We start from the raw sequence: 20,281 nt of genomic DNA, 5'->3' as shown, positions 1-20,281 counted from the left end.
GGGGTAGAGCACTGTTTCGGCTAGGGGGTCATCCCGACTTACCAAACCGATGCAAACTCCGAATACCTACAAGTGCCGAGCATGGGAGACACACGGCGGGTGCTAACGTCCGTCGTGAAAAGGGAAACAACCCAGACCGTCAGCTAAGGTCCCAAAGTTATGGTTAAGTGGGAAACGATGTGGGAAGGCTTAGACAGCTAGGAGGTTGGCTTAGAAGCAGCCACCCTTTAAAGAAAGCGTAATAGCTCACTAGTCGAGTCGGCCTGCGCGGAAGATGTAACGGGGCTCAAACCATACACCGAAGCTACGGGTATCACTTAGGTGATGCGGTAGAGGAGCGTTCTGTAAGCCTGTGAAGGTGAGTTGAGAAGCTTGCTGGAGGTATCAGAAGTGCGAATGCTGACATGAGTAACGACAATGGGTGTGAAAAACACCCACGCCGAAAGACCAAGGTTTCCTGCGCAACGTTAATCGACGCAGGGTTAGTCGGTCCCTAAGGCGAGGCTGAAAAGCGTAGTCGATGGAAAACAGGTTAATATTCCTGTACTTCTGGTTATTGCGATGGAGGGACGGAGAAGGCTAGGCCAGCTTGGCGTTGGTTGTCCAAGTTTAAGGTGGTAGGCTGGAATCTTAGGTAAATCCGGGATTCTAAGGCCGAGAGCTGATGACGAGTGTTCTTTTAGAACACGAAGTGGTTGATGCCATGCTTCCAAGAAAAGCTTCTAAGCTTCAGGTAACCAGGAACCGTACCCCAAACCGACACAGGTGGTTGGGTAGAGAATACCAAGGCGCTTGAGAGAACTCGGGTGAAGGAACTAGGCAAAATGGCACCGTAACTTCGGGAGAAGGTGCGCCGGTGAGGGTGAAGCATTTACTGCGTAAGCCCATGCCGGTCGAAGATACCAGGCCGCTGCGACTGTTTATTAAAAACACAGCACTCTGCAAACACGAAAGTGGACGTATAGGGTGTGACGCCTGCCCGGTGCCGGAAGGTTAATTGATGGGGTTAGCTAACGCGAAGCTCTTGATCGAAGCCCCGGTAAACGGCGGCCGTAACTATAACGGTCCTAAGGTAGCGAAATTCCTTGTCGGGTAAGTTCCGACCTGCACGAATGGCGTAACGATGGCGGCGCTGTCTCCACCCGAGACTCAGTGAAATTGAAATCGCTGTGAAGATGCAGTGTATCCGCGGCTAGACGGAAAGACCCCGTGAACCTTTACTATAGCTTTGCACTGGACTTTGAATTTGCTTGTGTAGGATAGGTGGGAGGCTTTGAAGCGTGGACGCCAGTTCGCGTGGAGCCAACCTTGAAATACCACCCTGGCAACTTTGAGGTTCTAACTCAGGTCCGTTATCCGGATCGAGGACAGTGTATGGTGGGTAGTTTGACTGGGGCGGTCTCCTCCTAAAGAGTAACGGAGGAGTACGAAGGTGCGCTCAGACCGGTCGGAAATCGGTCGTAGAGTATAAAGGCAAAAGCGCGCTTGACTGCGAGACAGACACGTCGAGCAGGTACGAAAGTAGGTCTTAGTGATCCGGTGGTTCTGTATGGAAGGGCCATCGCTCAACGGATAAAAGGTACTCCGGGGATAACAGGCTGATACCGCCCAAGAGTTCATATCGACGGCGGTGTTTGGCACCTCGATGTCGGCTCATCACATCCTGGGGCTGAAGCCGGTCCCAAGGGTATGGCTGTTCGCCATTTAAAGTGGTACGCGAGCTGGGTTTAGAACGTCGTGAGACAGTTCGGTCCCTATCTGCCGTGGACGTTTGAGATTTGAGAGGGGCTGCTCCTAGTACGAGAGGACCGGAGTGGACGAACCTCTGGTGTTCCGGTTGTCACGCCAGTGGCATTGCCGGGTAGCTATGTTCGGAATAGATAACCGCTGAAAGCATCTAAGCGGGAAACTAGCCTCAAGATGAGATCTCACTGGGACCTTGAGTCCCCTGAAGGGCCGTCGAAGACTACGACGTTGATAGGTTGGGTGTGTAAGCGCTGTGAGGCGTTGAGCTAACCAATACTAATTGCCCGTGAGGCTTGACCATATAACACCCAAGCAATTTGCGTCGAAAGGCCAGATTGCGGTGTGTGAAGACGATACAAAGTCGAAAATTCGAAACGAAACACACAAATCTATTACATACCCATTCGCTGGAGCGTGAACCGAAAGGTAAACGACCTGGCTACCGAATTTCTTGACGACCATAGAGCATTGGAACCACCTGATCCCATCCCGAACTCAGCAGTGAAACGATGCATCGCCGATGGTAGTGTGGGGTTTCCCCATGTGAGAGTAGGTCATCGTCAAGATTAAATTCCGAAACCCCTATCTGCGTATGCAGGTAGGGGTTTTGTTTTAGTAGAAGTCACCATTTTTTGCTGGCACGTTGCTGCGGTAACGGGCTGGTCACAGAATTTCTTGACGACCATAGAGCATTGGAACCACCTGATCCCATCCCGAACTCAGCAGTGAAACGATGCATCGCCGATGGTAGTGTGGGGTTTCCCCATGTGAGAGTAGGTCATCGTCAAGATTGAATTCCGAAACCCCTGTCTGCTAACGCAGACAGGGGTTTTGTCGTTTCAGGCTAAGTTATCGATCAAGCTCAGACTTATACAAACAGCTTCAACACATTATTCATCGCATCATCAGCAAACCCCTGCACAAACGCCTTGAACCCCGGCAGAGCCTCAGCACCCCTCTGCACCGGTTCGGCGATGATGGTCCAGGTCGCACGGGACTTGCCCACGCCCAGCGGCTCAACACTCATCGCCGCCCACAAATTGGCCACGCCCAAGGTGTTGTAGATCGTGGTCCAGGTCATGTTCAACGCGTGGTCATCCCGCGAGTTGAGTTGCTCGACCACCAGGTTACCGTCCTTGAAGAATTTTTTGCGTAAGGACGATACGCCTTCGCCCGTCATTTCGATGTGCGACAGTGCCGGAATGAACTGATCAAAGCCGGCAAAGTTGCCGACGATTGCCCAGACTTTCGTGGCTTCCACCGGCACTTCCACCGAGGACACCACGTGGCAGCCTTCAGGATTTTTGATCAGGGTATCGGGTTGCAGAGTGCTCATGGTTTTGCTCCGTTTGGTTGATTCAGATGAAGTTGATTTCTTTCAGGTAGTCGCAACCACGCCGCAGTAGCGCCGGGGTCTTTTCCGGGTAGTGCGCGCCCATCTGTCGCACGCCTGCCTGGGCGTTGGCGTGGCCGATCATCGAGATGTCGCCGATGTCTTCCTCGAAGCCGTTGAGGTAAAAACCGAGCACACCGAACAGCGCGTTGTCGCTGTCGACCCGGCCCAGTTGCTGCTGCCAGTGCGCGACGCTGACCATAGAGAATTCCCGCCCGGCCTCGCGAAAGGACGCCACGTAGTCGTCCCAGCTCAACGGCTCGGGGTTGTGCAGGTTGAACACCGCCTTTTCCGGCTGATAGCGGCTGGCATGGAAGGCGATGAATCGGGCGAGAAAGTCCACCGGCATCAGGTCGAAATTCAGCGCGAACTCCGGCACCTGGCCGAGCTGGATCGAGCCTTTGAGCATCAACATCAAACGGTTTTTGTGCGGCTGGCAGACACCCGTGAGGCTGTTGAAACTGATGTTGCCGGGGCGATAGAGATTGACCCGCACCCCACGCTCGCGAGCCCGTTCAAGAATCCGTTCGCCGACCCACTTGGAGAGGTTGTAGCCATTCTTGATATAGATTGGCGGGGTCTGCGCCGCTGGCAATTCCAGCACTCGGCCGTCGGCGGCAATCGTGCTGGACGCCGAGAGCGTCGAGACGAAGTTGAAGACTTTCTTGCTGCGCCCTTCACACAACTTCAGGCACTCGAAAATCGGTTCGACGTTGTCTCGCGCCAGTGATTCGTAATCGAGTACGTGATTGACGTTGGCAGCGTTGTGCACCAGCGCGCCGAACTCTCGATCGAGGCGCGCGTAAACCTCATCGGATAGCCCCAGAAACGGATGAGTCATGTCCGACGCATAAACCCGTACACGGCTCAGATCCAGATGCTCCAGACGGTTCTCGCGCAGCGCATGAGCGAAGCGCTCGGCCGCTGATTGCCCACCGCCATCGCGCACCAGGCACGCGACTTCAGTGGCGCCCCAACCCAGCAGTGCCTCGACGATATGCACACCGACAAAACTGTTTGCGCCGGTGACAATCACCTTATGCACGTCGCCCATTCGGCTGACAGGCAGCGGCTGAATATCCAACTCACGGAAGGCATCCGCCAGGGCCTTTTCGCTGAGCACTTCTTCAGTGCCGGAGCCGCGCACCAAGGTCGCCAACTTCGTAATGGTCGGCAGTTCAATGAAGCGGTTGATCGAAATACTGCGCCCGAACTCCTCGCGCAATCGCAGCAACATGCGCGACAACAGGATCGAGTGACCGCCCAGATTGAAGAAGCTTTCGTCGGTAGAAATATCGCTGGCCGGCAGCTCCAGCAACTCGGCCCAGATCTCCAGCAGCAAAGCCTCATCGGCACTGACTGGCAAGCGTCGAGCGGTGTTTTCCAGGACGTTGACCGGCATGGCAAGCAACGCTTTGCGATCGACTTTGCCATTACTGGCGAAGGGCATGCTGTGCAGTTCGGTCCAGGCACCGGGCTGCATGTAGTCCGGCAAGAACTGCAACGCGTGAGCCTTCAAGGCTTCGCGAGCGGCACCGGGCCAGTCTTCCTGAGGCTGTGCGAGGAAGGCCAGAATGCGCCGCTGACTGTCGATGACCACCGCCACCTGGCGGTACAACAGGCTGTCGCGCAGGCAGCGTTCGATCTCTTCCGGTTCAACCCGAAAGCCGCGAATCTTCACCTGGTTATCTCGCCGCCCACACAGCTCGATGCCGTCGCTCGTCCACTTCGCCATATCGCCAGTCCGATAGGCGCGCAGGCTTTGGTCGCTTGGCAAACTCAGGTTCAGATAGCGTTCGGCGGTCTGCTGCGGGTTGTTCAGATACCCCAGGCACACCCCCGGCCCGACGATGTACAACTCACCGACGGTGTGGTCGGTAACGGGTTGAAACTCTTCATCGAGAATCAGCACCTGACTGTTGGCAATCGGTGCGCCGAGGGTCCGGTTACTGTCGCCGGGACGCAATTGTCGCGCGGTGATCAGCACCGTGGCTTCGGTCGGGCCATACAAGTTGTAGAGCTTGCCCTGGCGCGACAGTTGTTCGATCACGTACGGTTCACAAACGTCGCCGCCGGTCATCACATGATCCAGCCCCTGTAACTGATCCAGCGGCAGAATGCTCAGCAGTGCCGGCGGCAAAAAACCGTGGCTGAGTTGCTGGTGGCGGATCAGCTCGACCAGTTGCAAGGGATCACGGCGTTGATCGTCACTGGGCACGATCAGCTCGGCGCCCTGCAACAGCGTCGGGAAAATATCGATCAGCGACGAGTCAAAACTCAGCGATGAAAACTGCAGTACCCGACTCTGTTCGGTGAGTTGTACGTAGTCGGCGTACCACGTAGTGAAGTGTGCAAGGTTGGCCTGACTGAGCAACACGCCTTTGGGATGCCCGGTGGTGCCCGAGGTATAGAGCGCCATGCACGGCGCATCCCTGTCAGGTCGCTGACGCATCAAGGGTTGTTCGAGGTCCACGTCGTCGAGGTCGATGCGGCTGATGTCCAGCCCCGGCATGTCCTCGGCGAGCGGATGCTGGCCGTCATGCAGCAACAACACGGCCCCGGCGTTTGAAAGTATGTACTGCTGACGTTGCAGCGGATGGCTCGGCTCCAACGGCAAATACACCGCGCCGCTGCCGAGAATCGCCAGAATCCCTGCATACAGCGCACTGCATTTCGGCAGGCAGATCCCGACCACCAACGGCCCCTGATGCTTATCGAGCAGCGGCTGTAACTGCTGTTGGATAGCACGGCTATGGGCATGCAGTTGCCGATAGCTCAGCGTCGTACCGTCGATGCTCAGCGCGGGTCGTTCGGCGGATTGAAGGAGGCGCTGTTCAAGGCGCTCGATCATCGGGATCTGCCCCAGTTCCAGCAGCCAGGGTTGAGTGGTGACGTTGAGTTGATGGACGAATGCCAGGTGTTCAAGCCACACCAACGTGTCCACACGCTCAAAGTGAGCCGGCGCGGCCGGTTGTGCGTGCAGAAAATACTCGGCATCCCGGGAGAAGCGGCTGACCAGCAGCGCGACGTGATCCACCAGCTCCGCTACCGCTCGCAGGCGCAATGCCTGGCCGTTGCCGTAAGGCTCGTCGGCGATCGGCACACGCGTGAACAATGCCTCGTTGTACGAGCACAACAGGTCCAGCGACGGCAAGCTACCAGCCTCCGACCCGCCGATACCCAGTTGAAGCGTCAATCGCGGTGTCTCACCAGAATGACCGAAAGGCATCGACGCGTCGTCTATCAGCAAATCAAACGACGGTTGCTTATCAAGTGTGTCGAAAAACCGCACCAGCGAATGACCGTGTTGTTCAAGCTCCAGCGCCAGGGCGGTCAAGGCCTGGCTTTGCCCAATGAGCAAAATGTCGAGACGTCTCATGGAGGTTCTCCTCGTTAAACCAGGTAGTCGCTGAGGGCGTCTTGCACGCACGGCGAATCGAGCAGCGAACTGCTGCGGAAAAACCGCACGATGTTGGCGACCAGCGGGTGATGGCGATTGATCGGGAAGGCCAGCCCCGAGACTTCGCCCTTGAGGGCCTGACGCGCCGCGTCGCTGATCTGCAAAGACTCGATCAGCCGGAAGTCGAAAGACTTCTGGATATCGTTGGTCAGGTAATGGCCGATGAACACCGGCAGGATCTGCGCGATGCAATGGCGATCGTCTTCGCTCGCGGTGTGCCAGTAGATACGCACGAGCCGCGCCCAGAAGCCGGAGTGGCGACCTTCGTCCAGCAAGTGATCGGCCATCAGGCCTTTGATCGATTGCTTGACCGTGTCGTCTTTGGCGAACGCCGCGACATCGCCGGTCACGGTGTTCTCGGCAATGGCCACGCAGATCAATTCGACGGCACTGCGCAAGTGTTCCGGCGCGAGCGCCACCGCCGCCGGGATAGCGCGACTGAGCTCGATTTCGTCTGGCAACACGACCGGTGTGATGCCGGTCATGGCGATGGTCTGCTGCATGAAATCCATGGCCACCAAGGCGTGGTAATCCTCGTCCACCACCACGGTCATGGCGTCGTATCGGCAAGCGAACGGGAACGCCACGGCGAAGCGATTCTTGGCGATGCTGCGCGCAGTCTTGTCGACGATCTCGGTTTCGAAAATCACCACGTCGTTGATGAATTTGTAGAGCGTCTGCACCAAGGCGAAGTCCCGCTGTTCCGGGCATTCGCGCAGGAAGGTTTCGCTCAGCACCAGCGGCTGACGGCTCAAGGGATAGATCAGCTTGTCATCGTTTTCCAGCACTCGCCGTGGGCGAGTGCGGATGGTCGCGCGGCTCTCCCAGGCGTCGGCGAAGGATTGGTAATCGGCAGCGTTCATACAGTCACCTCACGCAAAGGCTCGCCCATGCTCAGGCGCAGACCGTCCCACAGGGCAATGCGGCTTTCTACGGCAGCAATCGCGCTGGCGTAGACGTCTTCTTCCCGTTGCGGATTGCCATCAACCAACCGGGCGAGAAGCTTTTCCGCCGCCGGGCCGTGGTCTTCGGAATCGACTTCGATGTGCCGTTCCAGGTAATAACGGAAGGTCGGCGCTTGCTCGATGCCGATGCCCCAATCGTCGAGAATTCGCTGGAACATCTGCGGAATCACACTCTCACGACCATGTAAAAACGCCGCTGCAACGCTGTGTCCCGGTGCATGCAATGCCGTGTGCAAGGTGTGCCGCACGAACTGCGCGGCGGCCGGGTCGACGTCCACGCTTTGCAACGCGACGTCGTAGCTCACGCCTTCTTGTTGCAACGCAACAAAGCGCTCCACGGCGACGGTGCTGGCGCCGACTTCGCGCATCGCATCCAGATACAATTCAAAGTGGCTGTAATGACCCTGGGCCGGACGGTCATCGGACTCCTCACCCAGCACGATCTCGTTGATCAGGCGTGCGGCCTGCGAGTCTCGAGGCGGCAGCCAAGGTAATTGAACACAGGTCAGTTCCTGTTGCAGACGTTTGGTCAGCGACATGAAATCCCAGACTGCAAATACATGGGTTTCCATGAAGCGCTGAAGTACCGCCAGCGAATGTATTTCAGAAAAGATCGGGTGTGCACTAAGTTCTGCTTTCTTCTGGATGAGACGGTCTTTATTCGCTTTCATGAGTATGCCTATAAGTGATCTGAGATGGCGTTAAGGAAGTTGCGATCAATCAGTGCCTGGCGTTTAAAGTTTTCAGTGGGCGAGCAAGTGCCTCGAACTGATTAGTCGGTTTGAATGGCTATGAGTCCACAGGGCAAGCCTTGTAGGACTTTGCTCAGTGCGGCGAGCAAAAACTAATACACGAATAAAGTTTCCGGCAAGTCATTTTTTAATTAAATGAAAGTTCAAGTTTGTTCGGCGCGACAAGCTCCAATAAAACTGCGGTTTGAAGTTTTATTCAGGCGTAGTTGCTCCTTCCAACTAATTAAAGTCAGAATTGAAATAAAGAGTGAATGCCTCACTCGAAGCAACTTTCTTGGTTGAATCAATGACGTGACTTTAGAGGGTGGAAGTTGGCTGGGATCAACGCCGATGCTTCCTTTCCCGTGACAAGACTCCTTCCGTAGGTTCTTGTGGCGGGGACTGTTGCGCAGGTGCGCAGCGTCGCCCGTTCATTGGTTGTTGGCCGTCCAAGAGTGAGCGTAAATCACGGCAGCCGCTATCACCGAGGCGTCATCCTCTCGGTACAGTTATTGGGCTTGGGAAGGGAAAAATCGAGGGCAAGGCTTTAGCGAGGGGCTGAGCGCCGACGTGGTCAGCGAAACGAGCAGTCCGATCTGCTCGTTCAGGCTTGATGGCACGATTTACCGGGTGGTTTTCTTGTTCAGTGCTTCAGGGCTGGCGAGATAGCGCGTAATGACCTCTACACCGCGGTTGAGGTGATTTTCTAGCAGCTTGACTGCGCGCTCGATGTCGCGATCTTCCACGGCCAGCAACAGCTCCCGGTGATCGTCCTGGGACAGTTTGCCCAGTCCCATCGCTTCGAGGTTGAAACGCAGGAAGCGTTCTTCTTCGTTCAACCCTTCTTCGATCAGGCCCAACAGGCGGCGGTTAGGCGCCTTGCAGTACAACGACATGTGGAACAAGCGATTGAGACGGCCAATCTCGCTGTAGTTCTGCTCGGTCTCCATATCATCGATATGACGGGCAGCGGCTTCCAGGTCTTCTTTTTCGAGCAATGGAATCGACAATCGCAGGGCTTCCGATTCCAGGAGAATCCGCAGCGCATAGGTTTCCACGGCGTCGCCCTGGACCAGCGGTGCGACGACGGCACCTTTATGGGCGACAACGTTGAGCAGCGCCTGGGCTTCGAGCTGGCGCAAGGCTTCGCGCACGGGCATACGGCTGACGCCGAACAGGTCAGCCAGGTCTTGCTGGCGCAACGCGGTGCCGCAAGGGATGCGCCCATCGAGAATCGCCGAACGCAGCGTTTCTTCGATCACCGAACGTGCGAGGTGAGCGGGTATCGACCCGCTGACCTTGATACTGCTGAGAGGGTTGGTCTTGTGTGACACTACTCGCACCCTATTCGACTGAAATATTTGGATCCAACTGGACACTAGTGACTGCGATGAGGCTTGTCAAACAAGTCAGGTTTTCAATCGCAACCTTTTAATGACATTCACAATACAAAGTCTAGCGCGTCGCCCGTGATTGCACCGTGCCATTGTCTTTTGTCGGGCTAACCTGCACCATCGGGCGAATTCCATTTGCCTGCTCTGGATGCCTCGCATTGGCGGTACGTTTCGCAATCCCACGGATCTTGCGCTGGCTGTGCTGCGCGCTGCTGCTGACCGGCGTCATGCTGGGCGGCTTGCAGGCCGATTGGGACTTTTCGCTGATCAGCCGTCGCGCCCAGGCCCTGTACGGGCCGTTGGGTGAAGGGCAGCAACGGATAGACGCCTGGCAGCATTTACTGGCCACGCAGAAGCAGGTCAGCGAGCTGGAACAGCTCAAAGTGGTCAACCTGTTCTTCAACAATCAGGTGCGCTACGTCGAGGACATCGACCTGTGGCACGACGTCGATTATTGGGAAACGCCCATCGAAGCGTTGTGGAAGGGCGCCGGCGATTGCGAAGACTATGCGATTGCCAAGTATTTCAGCCTGCGCCACCTCGGCGTGTCCAGTGACAAGCTGCGCATCACCTACGTCAAGGCGTTGCGTCAGAACCGGGCGCACATGGTGTTGACCTACTATTCCAGCCCCGAGGCCATGCCGCTGGTGCTCGACAGTCTGATCAACGAGATAAAACCGGCCAGTCAACGAACCGATCTGTTACCGGTCTACTCTTTCAATGCAGAAGGTTTGTATTTGCCGGGCGCCAAGGGCAACAAAAAGGTCGGTGACACCAAACGCCTGTCCCGCTGGCAGGACGTGTTGAAGAAAATGCAGGCCGAAGGTTTCCCGGTCGAAACGACAAACTAGGAGCACGCGCTCAGATGTCTTTGTTCAAACAGCTGTTGATCGCTATCTGTCTGTTCCTGGTGGTCGCCTTCACCGGCAGCTTCATGGTCAGCCTGGAAAGCTCGCGCACCCAGTACGTCAACCAGTTGCGTTCCCACGCTCAGGACGCCGCGACGGCGCTGGCGCTGTCCCTGACGCCGAACATCGACGACCCGGCGATGGTCGAGTTGCTGGTCAGTTCGATTTTCGACAGCGGCTACTACGCCAGTATCCGCGTCGTTGATCTGAGCAATGACAAAACCATCGTCGAGCGCAGCGGGATTCCGGCGGTGAACAACGTGCCGGACTGGTTCGTCAAAATGATTGGCCTCGAAGCCGCTGGCGGCGATGCGATTGTCAGCCGTGGCTGGGAGCAGGCGGCGCGGGTCGAGGTGGTCAGCCACCCGATGTTCGCGTTGGCCAAGCTGTGGCAGAGCGCGCTGGGCAGTCTTGGCTGGTTGCTGGTCTGCGGCGCCGTGAGTGCGGTACTGGGCGCGCTGCTGTTGCGTCGGCAATTGAAACCGCTGGACTACATGGTCCAGCAATCCCACGCCATCGCGCGTCGTGAATTTCTCAGCCTGCCGGAGCTGCCACGCACCCCGGAGCTGCGCCGCGTGGTGCAGGCGATGAACCAGATGGTCGAGAAGCTCAAGGCACTGTTCCAGGAGCAAGCCGAACGCAGTGAAAAACTGCGGGTCGAGTCCTATCAGGACAACCTGACGGGACTCGCCAACCGTCGTTATTTCGAGATGCAATTAAACGCTCGGGTGAGCAATCCGGAGCAGGCCAGTTCCGGTTATCTGCTGTTGTTGCGGGTCAAGGACCTGGCCGGTTTGAACCAGCGGTTAGGCGGCCAGCGCACCGACCAGTTGTTGAAAGCGGTAGGCGAGCAGTTGTCCCGCGAGTGTGCCAAGTACCCGGAAACCCAGAACCTCGTCACGCGGATTCGCGGCGGCGAATTCGCTGTGCTGGCCCCGGGGTTGGTGCGCGAAGAAGCGTTGCAGCTGGCGCAGAGCCTCGACAGTGCCTTGGCCAGCCTGCATGCGACGGGCGCCACCGACGTGGCCACGGTGGCTTCGATCGGGCTGGCGCCGTTTGTTCATGGCGACTCACCACAAGCGGTGCTGGGGCTGGGTGACCAGGCGCTGGCGCAGGCCGAAAGTCAGGGCGAGCCGAGCTGGGCGTGCCTGGATCACAGCGCGTCGGCCAGTGTCGGCGATGACCATCATGCCTGGAACAACTTGCTGGATCAGGCGTTGAATCAGCGGCGCTTCCAGCTGTATTTCCAACCGGTTGTGGCCAGTCAGGACACGCAACTGGTGCTGCATTACAAAGTGCTCTCGCGCTTGGTCGACGAGCAGGGCCAGACCATTCCCGCCGGGCGCTTCCTGCCATGGCTGGAGCGTTTTGGCTGGACTGCGCGGCTGGATCGGCTGATGTTGGAGTTGGTGCTGGAACAGATGGCGGACCACGAAGAGTCGCTGGCGTTGAACCTGTCGTCGGCGACGTTGGGCGATCCGCAAACGCTGAATAAAATCTTCGAGATTCTGCGCGCGAATTCCAATCTGGGGCCGCGCCTGACCCTGGAAATTGGCGAGGAACAATTGCCAGAGCAGGCGAAGCTGGAAGAGCTGACGCGGCGCCTGCGAGAGCTCGGTTTCTCCCTGAGCCTGCAGCGCTTTGGCGGGCGTTTCAGCATGATCGGCAACCTGGCGCGGCTGGGGTTGGCGTACTTGAAGATCGATGGCGGCTACATTCGGGCGATTGATCAGGAGAGCGACAAGCGCCTGTTCATCGAGGCAATCCAGCGCGCGGCGCACAGCATCGATTTGCCGCTGATTGCCGAGCGGGTCGAGACCGAAGGGGAGTTGTCGGTGATTCGGGAAATGGGGATCTATGGGGTTCAGGGGCAGTTGTTCGGTGAGCCCAAGCCTTGGCGGTGAGGCTGATGCCCTTATCGCAGTCACCGGGAAATCTGAAGGAAAACTCCTAGGAGATTTCCTTCGAGTTGCGTCGGTTTTGGTGAACTTATTCCGGGTAATGCGCAGGTCTAGTCTGGCCTTGTCACTGAATAATCGGTGACACGGACGTGCAAGTCCGGGTAAAAACCACATCCAAACACTGCCTCTGGCCGTTCATCAGGCATTTTTCATGCTTGTTGCGATTGCTTTATGGCGGCTGTGTGCGGGAGACCTTCGGGTCTGCCGAGGTTTAGGGCGTGGTTTACTCGGTCTTGCACCCCGCACATAGCGGCCACCTTATTCGCGTGCAAGCGAACCGGGTCAGCCTCTTTGTAATCATTGAGACTACGCCATGTTCAAAGTAACCCCCAACTGGCCTTCTCCCCGCAGAGGCCACCTCTTCACCGTCTCCCCCGACATCCCCACCGAAGCCCTCCTGGCCAACGCCTCTGAAGACCTGCGCTCCATCAGCGCCATCGCTGCCGATCTGGCAGACGATGTCGAAGGCTCACGCCGCTGCGTCGCGCTGGCGCTTGGCCGAATGGCAGATGGGGTTCATCATTGGTGGAGCGAGCGCTGGACCACCTTGAATCGCCAGAGTTGGCGCCGGGTTCGGTCAAGGCTTAGCGCGGATGATCGATCCCACGCTCCGCGTGGGATCGATCAGTGTGCGGGGTTAAATCAACCCCGTCTCTTCATCATCAATCAAATGACTCAACCCGCCCAACGCCTCACGGGCCTGGGTCCGGTCCATCAATTTGGCTTGTGCCGCCGGCGGCAGATCGGTGACGCGGATCACGCCTTTGCTGGTCAGCACCTGGATCAAGTCGTCGAGTACCCGGATCATTTCCTGGTCGCTCTGCTTGAGTTGTTTGAGGTTGGTTTCCACCACTTCGTTGGCATACCAGGCCTGGATCTCATGGTGGTCGGCCGGCAGTGTTTCCGTGGCCTCGGCGTAGGCCGCGGCTTCCACGCGCACTAACTGGCCTTGCGCATCGCGTTGCACGTAGAACATGTGAGCATCCCTCAGAAATGAACCAGCCTCATGCTGTCAGCAGCATAGGCCAACTGGACGCGAGTATGCGGTGCGGCGACGAAATCGTCACCGTGGAGAAAGGCACAAACGTGACGGCCGCCCCATAAGGGCGGCCGTTTTTCTTGGGATCAGCTGTTGTTGTGGTCGACTTTGATGGTTGGATCGCTGCCGGCAATCAGCGTGTGGATGTTGGCGCTGGACCAATTGTTGCCTTCCAGTTTGATCGTCACGTCCGGTGTCGCGGCTGCCGCGTCGCCAGAGTTGAACTTGCCGCCGGAGCTGACTTGCAGCGACGACACGCCATCCACCGTGCTGATCTTCAGGAAGTTGTCGATGGTGCTGCCGGTCTCGCCCTGCAACAGATCACGCAGGTCGATACGGTCGCCTTCGCTGGCCTTGAAGTCCTTGATCACGTCGTTGCCGGTGTCGCCCGACTTCCACACAAAGGTATCGGCGCCCGAACCGCCAATGAGGATGTCGTTGCCCGAACCACCCATCAGCGTGTCGTTACCGGTGCCGCCGAGCAGAATGTCATTGCCCTTGCCGCCGTCGAGGCTGTCGTTGCCACCCGAGCCGAAGAGAATGTCATTGCCCGCACCACCCAACAGCGTGTCGTTGCCGTCGTGGGCGCCGGACACATCAAACACGGTGTAGTGCTCGGTGATGAACTGGTGCACGTTGCTGGTGGTGACCTTGCTGACGTCCACGCCGGTCTGCTGGGCGACGAACGCCTGCATCGCCTGATAACCCTCACCGGCAACACCGTTGAAGCTCACCAGGTCGCCGAACAGAATGTCGTTGCCGTCGCCGCCATTGACCGTGTCGGAACCTGGTTGTGTCGCTTCGGTATGACCGACGATCGAGTTGGCCAGGTCTTTCGGATCGATGTTGGTTTGCGGTGTATGGTTCGAGTCGTACGGGCTCAAGTCGACGAGGGTAACGCCCTTGTTCAGGCCAATGGCTTCAACGTTGGACACATTGCTCAGCAGCGCAAAACTGGAAGAGGAGTTATCGACAATCGTCTGATCACTGCCGCTGCCCGTCGTGTAGGACACCTCGTAAGTACCGTCGCCCTGAGCGTGTATGGTTCCCACGTCGCTGGCTTTCCAGTTCTTGGAGCCGTTCAAGGTGTACAGCGTCGCATTCCCGTCACTGTCGATGGTCAGTTTGTGAGTACTGTCGATGGTCGTGGAGAAGGTATCTCCCGGCTTGTAATTGCGGGTGTTCACCACGTCATCGAGCTTCACGCTGCCGTACAGCGTCGGGTTGGTCTGTTCGCCACTCTGGTAGTAGTTCGGTTGGCCGTCGGTGATGAAGTAGGTGAGGTTCTTCGCCCCGGTGTTGGCCACGGCGTCAGCGCTCTGGAACCAGTTGGCCGTGGTTTTGAACACATCTTCGTAGTTGGTCACACCGCCGGACGACATCGAGTCCAGTACCGATTTGAGCAAGGTCAGGGCGTTCGGATCGTTCAGGTTGACCGATACCGATTTGTTGACCTGGGTATCGAAGTCCACCAGGAAGATGTTCACGGTGCCCGAGTTGCCGCCCATGCTCTGCTTGAGGGTGTTGAACACCGACGTCAGCGAGTCCTTGGCGGCGTTGATCGACGACGAGCTCATGCTGCCCGAACTGTCGACCATGAACGCGATGTTGTAGTTGGTGCCCGGCACCACGGTCAGCCCGCCGATGTCGGCGACCATGATGTCGTTGCCGTCGGTGCCGGTGATGTTGTCACTACCGGACGTTGCGGTAACGGCGTTGTAAGCCGCCGGGTAAACCGTGACTGGAATCGTCGCGGTGCTGAGTGCCGATCCGCCCAACGCCTCGGTGGAGGTCGAGGTCACGGTCAGGTTGAACTGGCCGTTGTAGTACGGCGGCGGGGTCACGGTCAGGGTGCCGAGGTTCCAGCCGGTGACGTTGGCTTCGCCTGAGGTCGCGGTGGCGATGAAGGTGTGGCCGGCGCCATCGGTGAGCACCGAGCCCGCCGGGATGCCGCTGATCTTCACGCTCAGGCTTTCGGAGCCGTCGGTGTCGGTCAGCGCTGTGTTGATCGCGGTCAGGTGAACGCTGGTGCCTTCGGCGCCTGTGTTGAGTTTGTAACCGTCGTAGTAGCCTTCGCCGTTGGTGCCGTGCAAATCGGACACCGTCACGCCGGCCGCGACCAGGTCCGCCACACCGGTGTACAGCGGCACGCCAGCGCTGCTCAGGTCGACTGCCGCACCGCCGTTGACCGACAGGTTGACGTCATAGCTGCCCGGGCCGCTCTGGTTGTGGTGGTAGATGTCCAGGGTGTAATAACCGCTGGTGGTCGGGATGAACGAACCGTTCAAATTACCCCCCGCACCCCAGGTGATCGACGCAACGTTCTTGCCGCCGATGGTCACCAGCAGGCTGTCATCGCCAGTCCCGCTGAAGGTGTAAGTCTTGCCCGCTTCGAGGTAGATCAGACCGGAGGTTTTCGACGCCGTGCCTGCCGCGACGCTGCCGTCGGACTGCACGTTGGTCACTGTGCCACTGGTGTTCGGTGTGCCCGCGCCATCGATGACGCTTTTCAGCGTGCCCGTAGCCGCGCCGTTGCCATCGGTGCCGAGGCCCGACAGGCCGGTCCAGACTTCCTTGATCAAGCCTGTCGAGGTTACGTTGTTGCTCGCGACGTTCAGCGTTGGCGCGTCAGCAACCGGGGTGATGTCGATTTTGATCGTGCCGGTGTTGCCCTGCAGCGAGCCATCGGTTGGCTGGAACTGGATCTGCGCGTAGTCCGCCTTGTTGTTGCCCATGCCGGCGCTGTTGCCATTGGCGCCAGACTCGTTGGCATCCGGCATGAAACGCACTTTACCGGCGTCGATATCAGTCTTGCTGAGGGTCTGGTTGGCCGTTACGTCGGTCCAGGTCGAGCCGTTCAGGTACTGCAATTTACCTTCGCCCGGCAGGCCGGTGATTTTCACACCGAGGCTGGCGGCGGGGGTGTCGACATCGCTGACGCCGAAGGTCGACCAGTTCAGGATCAGCGGGGTGTCTTCGGTGCCGGTGACGTTGACCGGTGCGGCGGTCGGTGCGTCATTCACCCCGACGACGGTCACCGTGGTGGTCGCGGTGTTGGAGTAGTTGCTGCCATCGGTCACGGTCACGGTGATGATCCGCGGCACGGTGCTCGGGTCTTCACTGCTGTTGGTGAAGCTGATGTTCTTGATCTGCTGCATGTAGTCGGCGAGTGTCGCGTTGCCGGACAACGTCAGCGTGACCGTGCCATTCGTGCTGTTGGCATTGATGGTGATGCCATTGACGCTGTTGCCCAGGTTCAGCGCATCGCCCGGCTGACGGTTGGTCAGCACGATGGTTGCGCCGGTCAGCATTGTGCTGTCCGGGTCGGTGATTTTCAGATCAGTGTCGCCGATCGATACACCCTGGCCGGTGGTGCCTTCGGTGAACGTCACGTTGTAGTTGGCACCGGTGGCGCCGCTGGAGTTATTGGCGTCGAGGTCGAGCACCGGCGGCGCATCGTTGTCGATGATCGAGGTGCTGACGCTGCCATTGGTCGCACTGACCGCCAGCGTCTCGAAGTTGCCGCCGGTGGCCGAGTCGATCTTGACCACGAAGTTTTCAGTGCCTTCGGTGATCCGGTCGTCCAGCGTTGCGACATTGAAATTGGCGCTGCTGGCGCCGGCCGGAATCTTCACGGTGTACACCCCGGTGAAGTCCGAACCGTCGGCCGCGGTGCCGCTGTAGACGATTTTCAGCGTCACTTCGGTCTGCGCCGGGTTGGTCAGGCTGACCGTGTAATTGGCCGTCTGGCCTTCGGTCACCGAGGCGCTGCCGGTGATGCTGACCGTGGTGGTGTCCTTGAAGTCGCCGACCGTGGTCGAGACGCTGGTCTTGTCTGCGCCGAGGGCTTCAAGGTTGCCGCCGCTGGCGCTCTTGATGGATTCAGTGACGCTTGGCGCGCCGTTGTAAACGTCGTTGCCCGCGGTTACCGACAAGGTGCCCGAGCTCTGGCCGACGGCGATGGTGATGGTCTTGCCGCTGTCGAGCGTGACGGTGACCGGCGCATCGTGCGCGGTGACCAAGGCGCCTTTGGCGTCGGTCAGCGTCGCGGTGTAAGTGATGGTGCCGTTTTCATCGACGCTCGGCGTGGCGGTCAGCTTCACGGTGGTGGCGTCGTTGACGTCATTGACCGTGGTGGTGACTTTGTCTGTGTTGGGCGAAATCAGTTCCAGGTTGCCACCGGCCGCCGATTTGATGCCCTCGGTAACGGTGGTCTGGCCTTTGTAGACATCGTTATCCGCCGTCACCAGCAAGGTGCCGGAGCTCTGGCCGACGGCGATGGTGATGGTCTTGCCGCTGTCGAGGGTGACGGTGACCGGTGCATCGTGAGCGGTGACCAAGGCGCCTTTGGCATCGGTCAGGGTCGCGGTGTAGGTGATAGTGCCGTTTTCATTCACGCTCGGGGTCGCGGTCAGCTTGGCGATGACTTCGCTAATGGTGTCGGTGATGACCACCGATGCCGGGTTACCCACCACCAGATTTTCCAGCGCAGTGCCACCGGAAGTTGCGCCGCTGATGCCCAGCGTCGCGGTGCCGCCGTCTTTGTAGACGTCTTCGCCTTGCGGCGCCAGGGTGTGGACTTTTTCCGTTTCGCCTGCGGCGAAGGTCACTGTCTGGCCGTCGCTCAGTTTCACGGTCAGGGCAACATCCTGGGCCTTGTCGAGCTTGATGGTGAAGCTCGGCGCCTGGTTTTCCAGGACCGCGCCGTTGCCGACGATGGTGATGCCGACTTTGTCGCCATGGTTGTCGATTGAGGTACCCGAACCTGACTCGTCGGTCACGGTGGTTTGCGACGAATTCTGCGCCAGGGTCAGTTGTTGGAAGTTGTCAGCACCGCTAACGCTTTCGAGCTTGTTGACGATGGTCGGCTGACCGCCCATCAGGATGTCGTCAGGGGCGGTAATGGTGAACGAGCCCGACGCCGCGTTGGCGGGCACTTTGATGAGTGTGCCGTCGGACAGCTTGAAGGTCAGCTCGTCGTGGCTGCTGATTGCAATGCCGTCTTTGTTGGACAGGGTCACGGTGTAAGTGATCTGGCCACCTTCGGCCACGGTGGTTTTATCCACGGTGAGGGTCGCAACCACTTCGCTGACGTAGGCCGTCGGATAAACCGTGACCGGGATCGTCGCGGTACTTGGCGCGGAACCGCCGAGGGTCTCGGTGGACGTCGAGGTCACGGTCAGGTTGAACTGGCCGTTGTAGTTCGCCGGCGGGGTCACGGTCAGGGAGCCGAGGTTCCAGCCGGTGACATTGGCTTCGCCTGAGGTCGCAGTCGCGGTGAAGGTATGGCCCGCGCCGTCAGTAAGTACCGAGCCCGCCGGGATGCCGCTGATCTTCACGCTCAGGCTTTCAGAGCCGTCGGTATCGGTCAGCGCCGTGCTGATGGCGGACAGGTGAATGCTGGTGCCTTCTACGCCGGTGTTGAGTGCGTAGCCGTCGTAGTAGCCTTCGCCGTTGGTGCCGTGCAAATCGGACACCGTCACGCCGGAAGCGGCCAGATCCGCGACGCCGGTATACAGCGGAACGCCAGCGCTGCTCAGGTCGATGGCCGGGCTGCCGTTGACCGACAGGTTGACGTCATAGTTGCCCGGACCGTTCTGATTGTGGTGGTAGATGTCCAGCGTGTAGTAACCGCTGGTGGACGGGGTGAATGAACCGTTCAGGTTGGCACCCGCGCCCCACGTAGTGGCCGCGATGTTCTTGCCACCAATGGTCACCAGCAAGCTGTCATCGCCGGTGCCGCTGAAGGTGTAAGTCTTGCCGGCTTCGAGGTAAATCAGGCCGGAGGTTTTCGACGCCGTGCCTTGGGCCACATCGCCACCGGATTGCACGTTGCTCACGGTGCTGCTGGAATTCGGTGTGCCGGCGCCATCGATGACACTTTTCAGTGTGCCCGTTGCCGCGCCGCTGCCATCGGTGCCGAGGCCTGACAGGCCGGTCCAGACCTCTTTGATCAAGCCCGTCGAGGTTACGTTGTTGCCCGCGACGTTCAGCGTTGGCGCGTCAGCTACCGGGGTGATGTCGACTTTCAAGGTCGATTCCGCGCCCTGGTTGAAGCCGTCGGTAGGTTTGAACTGGATCTGCGCGTAATCCGACGCCTTGTTACCAACGCCGGTACCGCCGTAACCATCGGCGCCCGATTCATTGGCGGCGGGTACAAAGGTCAGTTTGCCCAGCGCGATATCCGCCTGGCTGATGGTCTGGCCCAAGGTGACCTGCACGCCGTTGAACAGCAGCGTGCCACCGCCCGATACCTGGGTGATGGTGATGCCGAGTGGACTGTCATTATCGACGTCGGTGACCTTGAAGTCGTTCCAGCTCAGGGTGATGGTCGAATCTTCGAGGCCGGTGACAGCACCGCCGGCGGACACTGGCGCGTGGTCGTTGTCGATGACGGTGACGGTGGTCTTGTCGGTGCTCAGTACCAGGTTTTCGAAGTTGTTGGTGCCCGAGACGCCAGTCAGTTGATTAACCACAGTCACCGGCTGGTTGACGTAGTGGTTGTCCTGGGTGGTCACCACGGTGTTGCCGCTGGTTTGGTTGGCCGCAACTTTGACCACGGTGCCGTCAGTCAATGTAAAGGTCAGGTCACCGTGATTGTTGACCGGCAAACCATCGGCGTTGGTCAGGGTCACGGTGTAGGTGACTTTGCCGCCTTCGGTGATGCTGGAGTTATCCACCGTC

9 protein-coding genes, 3 rRNA genes and 1 pseudogene (1 of these 13 only partly in view) are annotated in these 20,281 nt (G+C 58.7%); 6 read left to right on the top strand and 7 right to left on the bottom strand.

The genetic code is table 11. The features are described from left to right. The 3 genes from AB4N43_RS15905 to rrf (AB4N43_RS15895) all read left to right on the top strand — a co-directional run. A 23S ribosomal RNA gene (locus AB4N43_RS15905) occupies positions 1–2,047 on the top strand; it begins 845 nt to the left of the window's first position. A gap of 149 nt (positions 2,048–2,196) precedes the next feature. Continuing rightward, a 5S ribosomal RNA gene (rrf, locus tag AB4N43_RS15900) occupies positions 2,197–2,312 on the top strand. Between the two features lie 108 nt (positions 2,313–2,420). After that, positions 2,421–2,536 (top strand): 5S ribosomal RNA (rrf, locus tag AB4N43_RS15895). Positions 2,537–2,614: 78 nt separating this feature from the next. Here rrf (AB4N43_RS15895) and AB4N43_RS15890 read toward each other — a convergent pair. From AB4N43_RS15890 to AB4N43_RS15870, 5 genes are all read right to left on the bottom strand, one after another. Further along, the gene (locus AB4N43_RS15890; protein WP_027926033.1) at positions 2,615–3,082 is read right to left on the bottom strand and encodes an SRPBCC family protein; all 468 of its coding nucleotides are present in this window, start codon (positions 3,080–3,082) and stop codon (positions 2,615–2,617) included. Positions 3,083–3,104: 22 nt separating this feature from the next. After that, positions 3,105–6,518, bottom strand: coding sequence for an amino acid adenylation domain-containing protein (locus AB4N43_RS15885; protein ID WP_460151685.1), 3,414 nt, complete (start codon positions 6,516–6,518; stop codon positions 3,105–3,107). Between the two features lie 14 nt (positions 6,519–6,532). Further along, the gene (locus tag AB4N43_RS15880; protein ID WP_460151684.1) at positions 6,533–7,462 is read right to left on the bottom strand and encodes a diiron oxygenase; all 930 of its coding nucleotides are present in this window, start codon (positions 7,460–7,462) and stop codon (positions 6,533–6,535) included. Continuing rightward, complete coding sequence (locus tag AB4N43_RS15875; RefSeq protein ID WP_027926030.1) at positions 7,459–8,235, bottom strand: DUF3050 domain-containing protein; 777 nt, start codon at positions 8,233–8,235, stop codon at positions 7,459–7,461. Before AB4N43_RS15875 ends, AB4N43_RS15880 begins: the two co-directional genes overlap by 4 nt. Positions 8,236–8,918: 683 nt before the next feature. After that, positions 8,919–9,629, bottom strand: a complete 711-nt coding sequence (locus AB4N43_RS15870; protein WP_027926029.1) for a GntR family transcriptional regulator — start codon at positions 9,627–9,629, stop codon at positions 8,919–8,921. Positions 9,630–9,847: 218 nt separating this feature from the next. Between AB4N43_RS15870 and lapG the strand changes: the two genes are divergently transcribed. The 3 genes and pseudogenes from lapG to AB4N43_RS15855 form a co-directional block, all read left to right on the top strand. Beyond that, positions 9,848–10,540 carry a cysteine protease LapG gene (lapG, locus tag AB4N43_RS15865; protein WP_027926028.1) on the top strand — a complete coding sequence of 231 codons (693 nt, stop codon included), beginning with the start codon at positions 9,848–9,850 and terminating at the stop codon, positions 10,538–10,540. A 14-nt stretch (positions 10,541–10,554) separates the two neighbouring features. Further along, complete coding sequence (lapD, locus tag AB4N43_RS15860) at positions 10,555–12,501, top strand: cyclic di-GMP receptor LapD (RefSeq protein WP_059181869.1); 1,947 nt, start codon at positions 10,555–10,557, stop codon at positions 12,499–12,501. A 400-nt stretch (positions 12,502–12,901) separates the two neighbouring features. Next, positions 12,902–13,146, top strand: a pseudogene (locus AB4N43_RS15855) (DUF6124 family protein); the annotation flags it as partial. A gap of 49 nt (positions 13,147–13,195) precedes the next feature. Here AB4N43_RS15855 and AB4N43_RS15850 read toward each other — a convergent pair. Together AB4N43_RS15850 and AB4N43_RS15845 are read right to left on the bottom strand one after the other, a co-directional pair. Continuing rightward, positions 13,196–13,534: a hypothetical protein gene (locus AB4N43_RS15850; protein ID WP_027926026.1), complete on the bottom strand. Its 339-nt coding sequence runs from the start codon at positions 13,532–13,534 to the stop codon at positions 13,196–13,198. 149 nt (positions 13,535–13,683) lie between these two features. Then, positions 13,684–20,232, bottom strand: a complete 6,549-nt coding sequence (locus AB4N43_RS15845; protein WP_460154214.1) for an immunoglobulin-like domain-containing protein — start codon at positions 20,230–20,232, stop codon at positions 13,684–13,686. Between the last annotated feature and the right edge of the window lie 49 nt (positions 20,233–20,281).

Source organism: Pseudomonas sp. S2_B07, assembly GCF_054668435.1.
This window is presented reverse-complemented; position numbering and strand designations above follow the sequence as displayed.

Bases quoted from the DNA above. Each gene is read 5' to 3' on its own strand.
- AB4N43_RS15890 (WP_027926033.1), bottom strand. From the start codon at position 3,082: ATGAGCACTCTGCAACCCGATACCCTGATCAAAAATCCTGAAGGCTGC.
- AB4N43_RS15885 (WP_460151685.1), bottom strand. From the start codon at position 6,518: ATGAGACGTCTCGACATTTTGCTCATTGGGCAAAGCCAGGCCTTGACC.
- AB4N43_RS15880 (WP_460151684.1), bottom strand. From the start codon at position 7,462: ATGAACGCTGCCGATTACCAATCCTTCGCCGACGCCTGGGAGAGCCGC.
- AB4N43_RS15875 (WP_027926030.1), bottom strand. From the start codon at position 8,235: ATGAAAGCGAATAAAGACCGTCTCATCCAGAAGAAAGCAGAACTTAGT.
- lapD (WP_059181869.1), top strand. From the start codon at position 10,555: ATGTCTTTGTTCAAACAGCTGTTGATCGCTATCTGTCTGTTCCTGGTG.
- AB4N43_RS15850 (WP_027926026.1), bottom strand. From the start codon at position 13,534: ATGTTCTACGTGCAACGCGATGCGCAAGGCCAGTTAGTGCGCGTGGAA.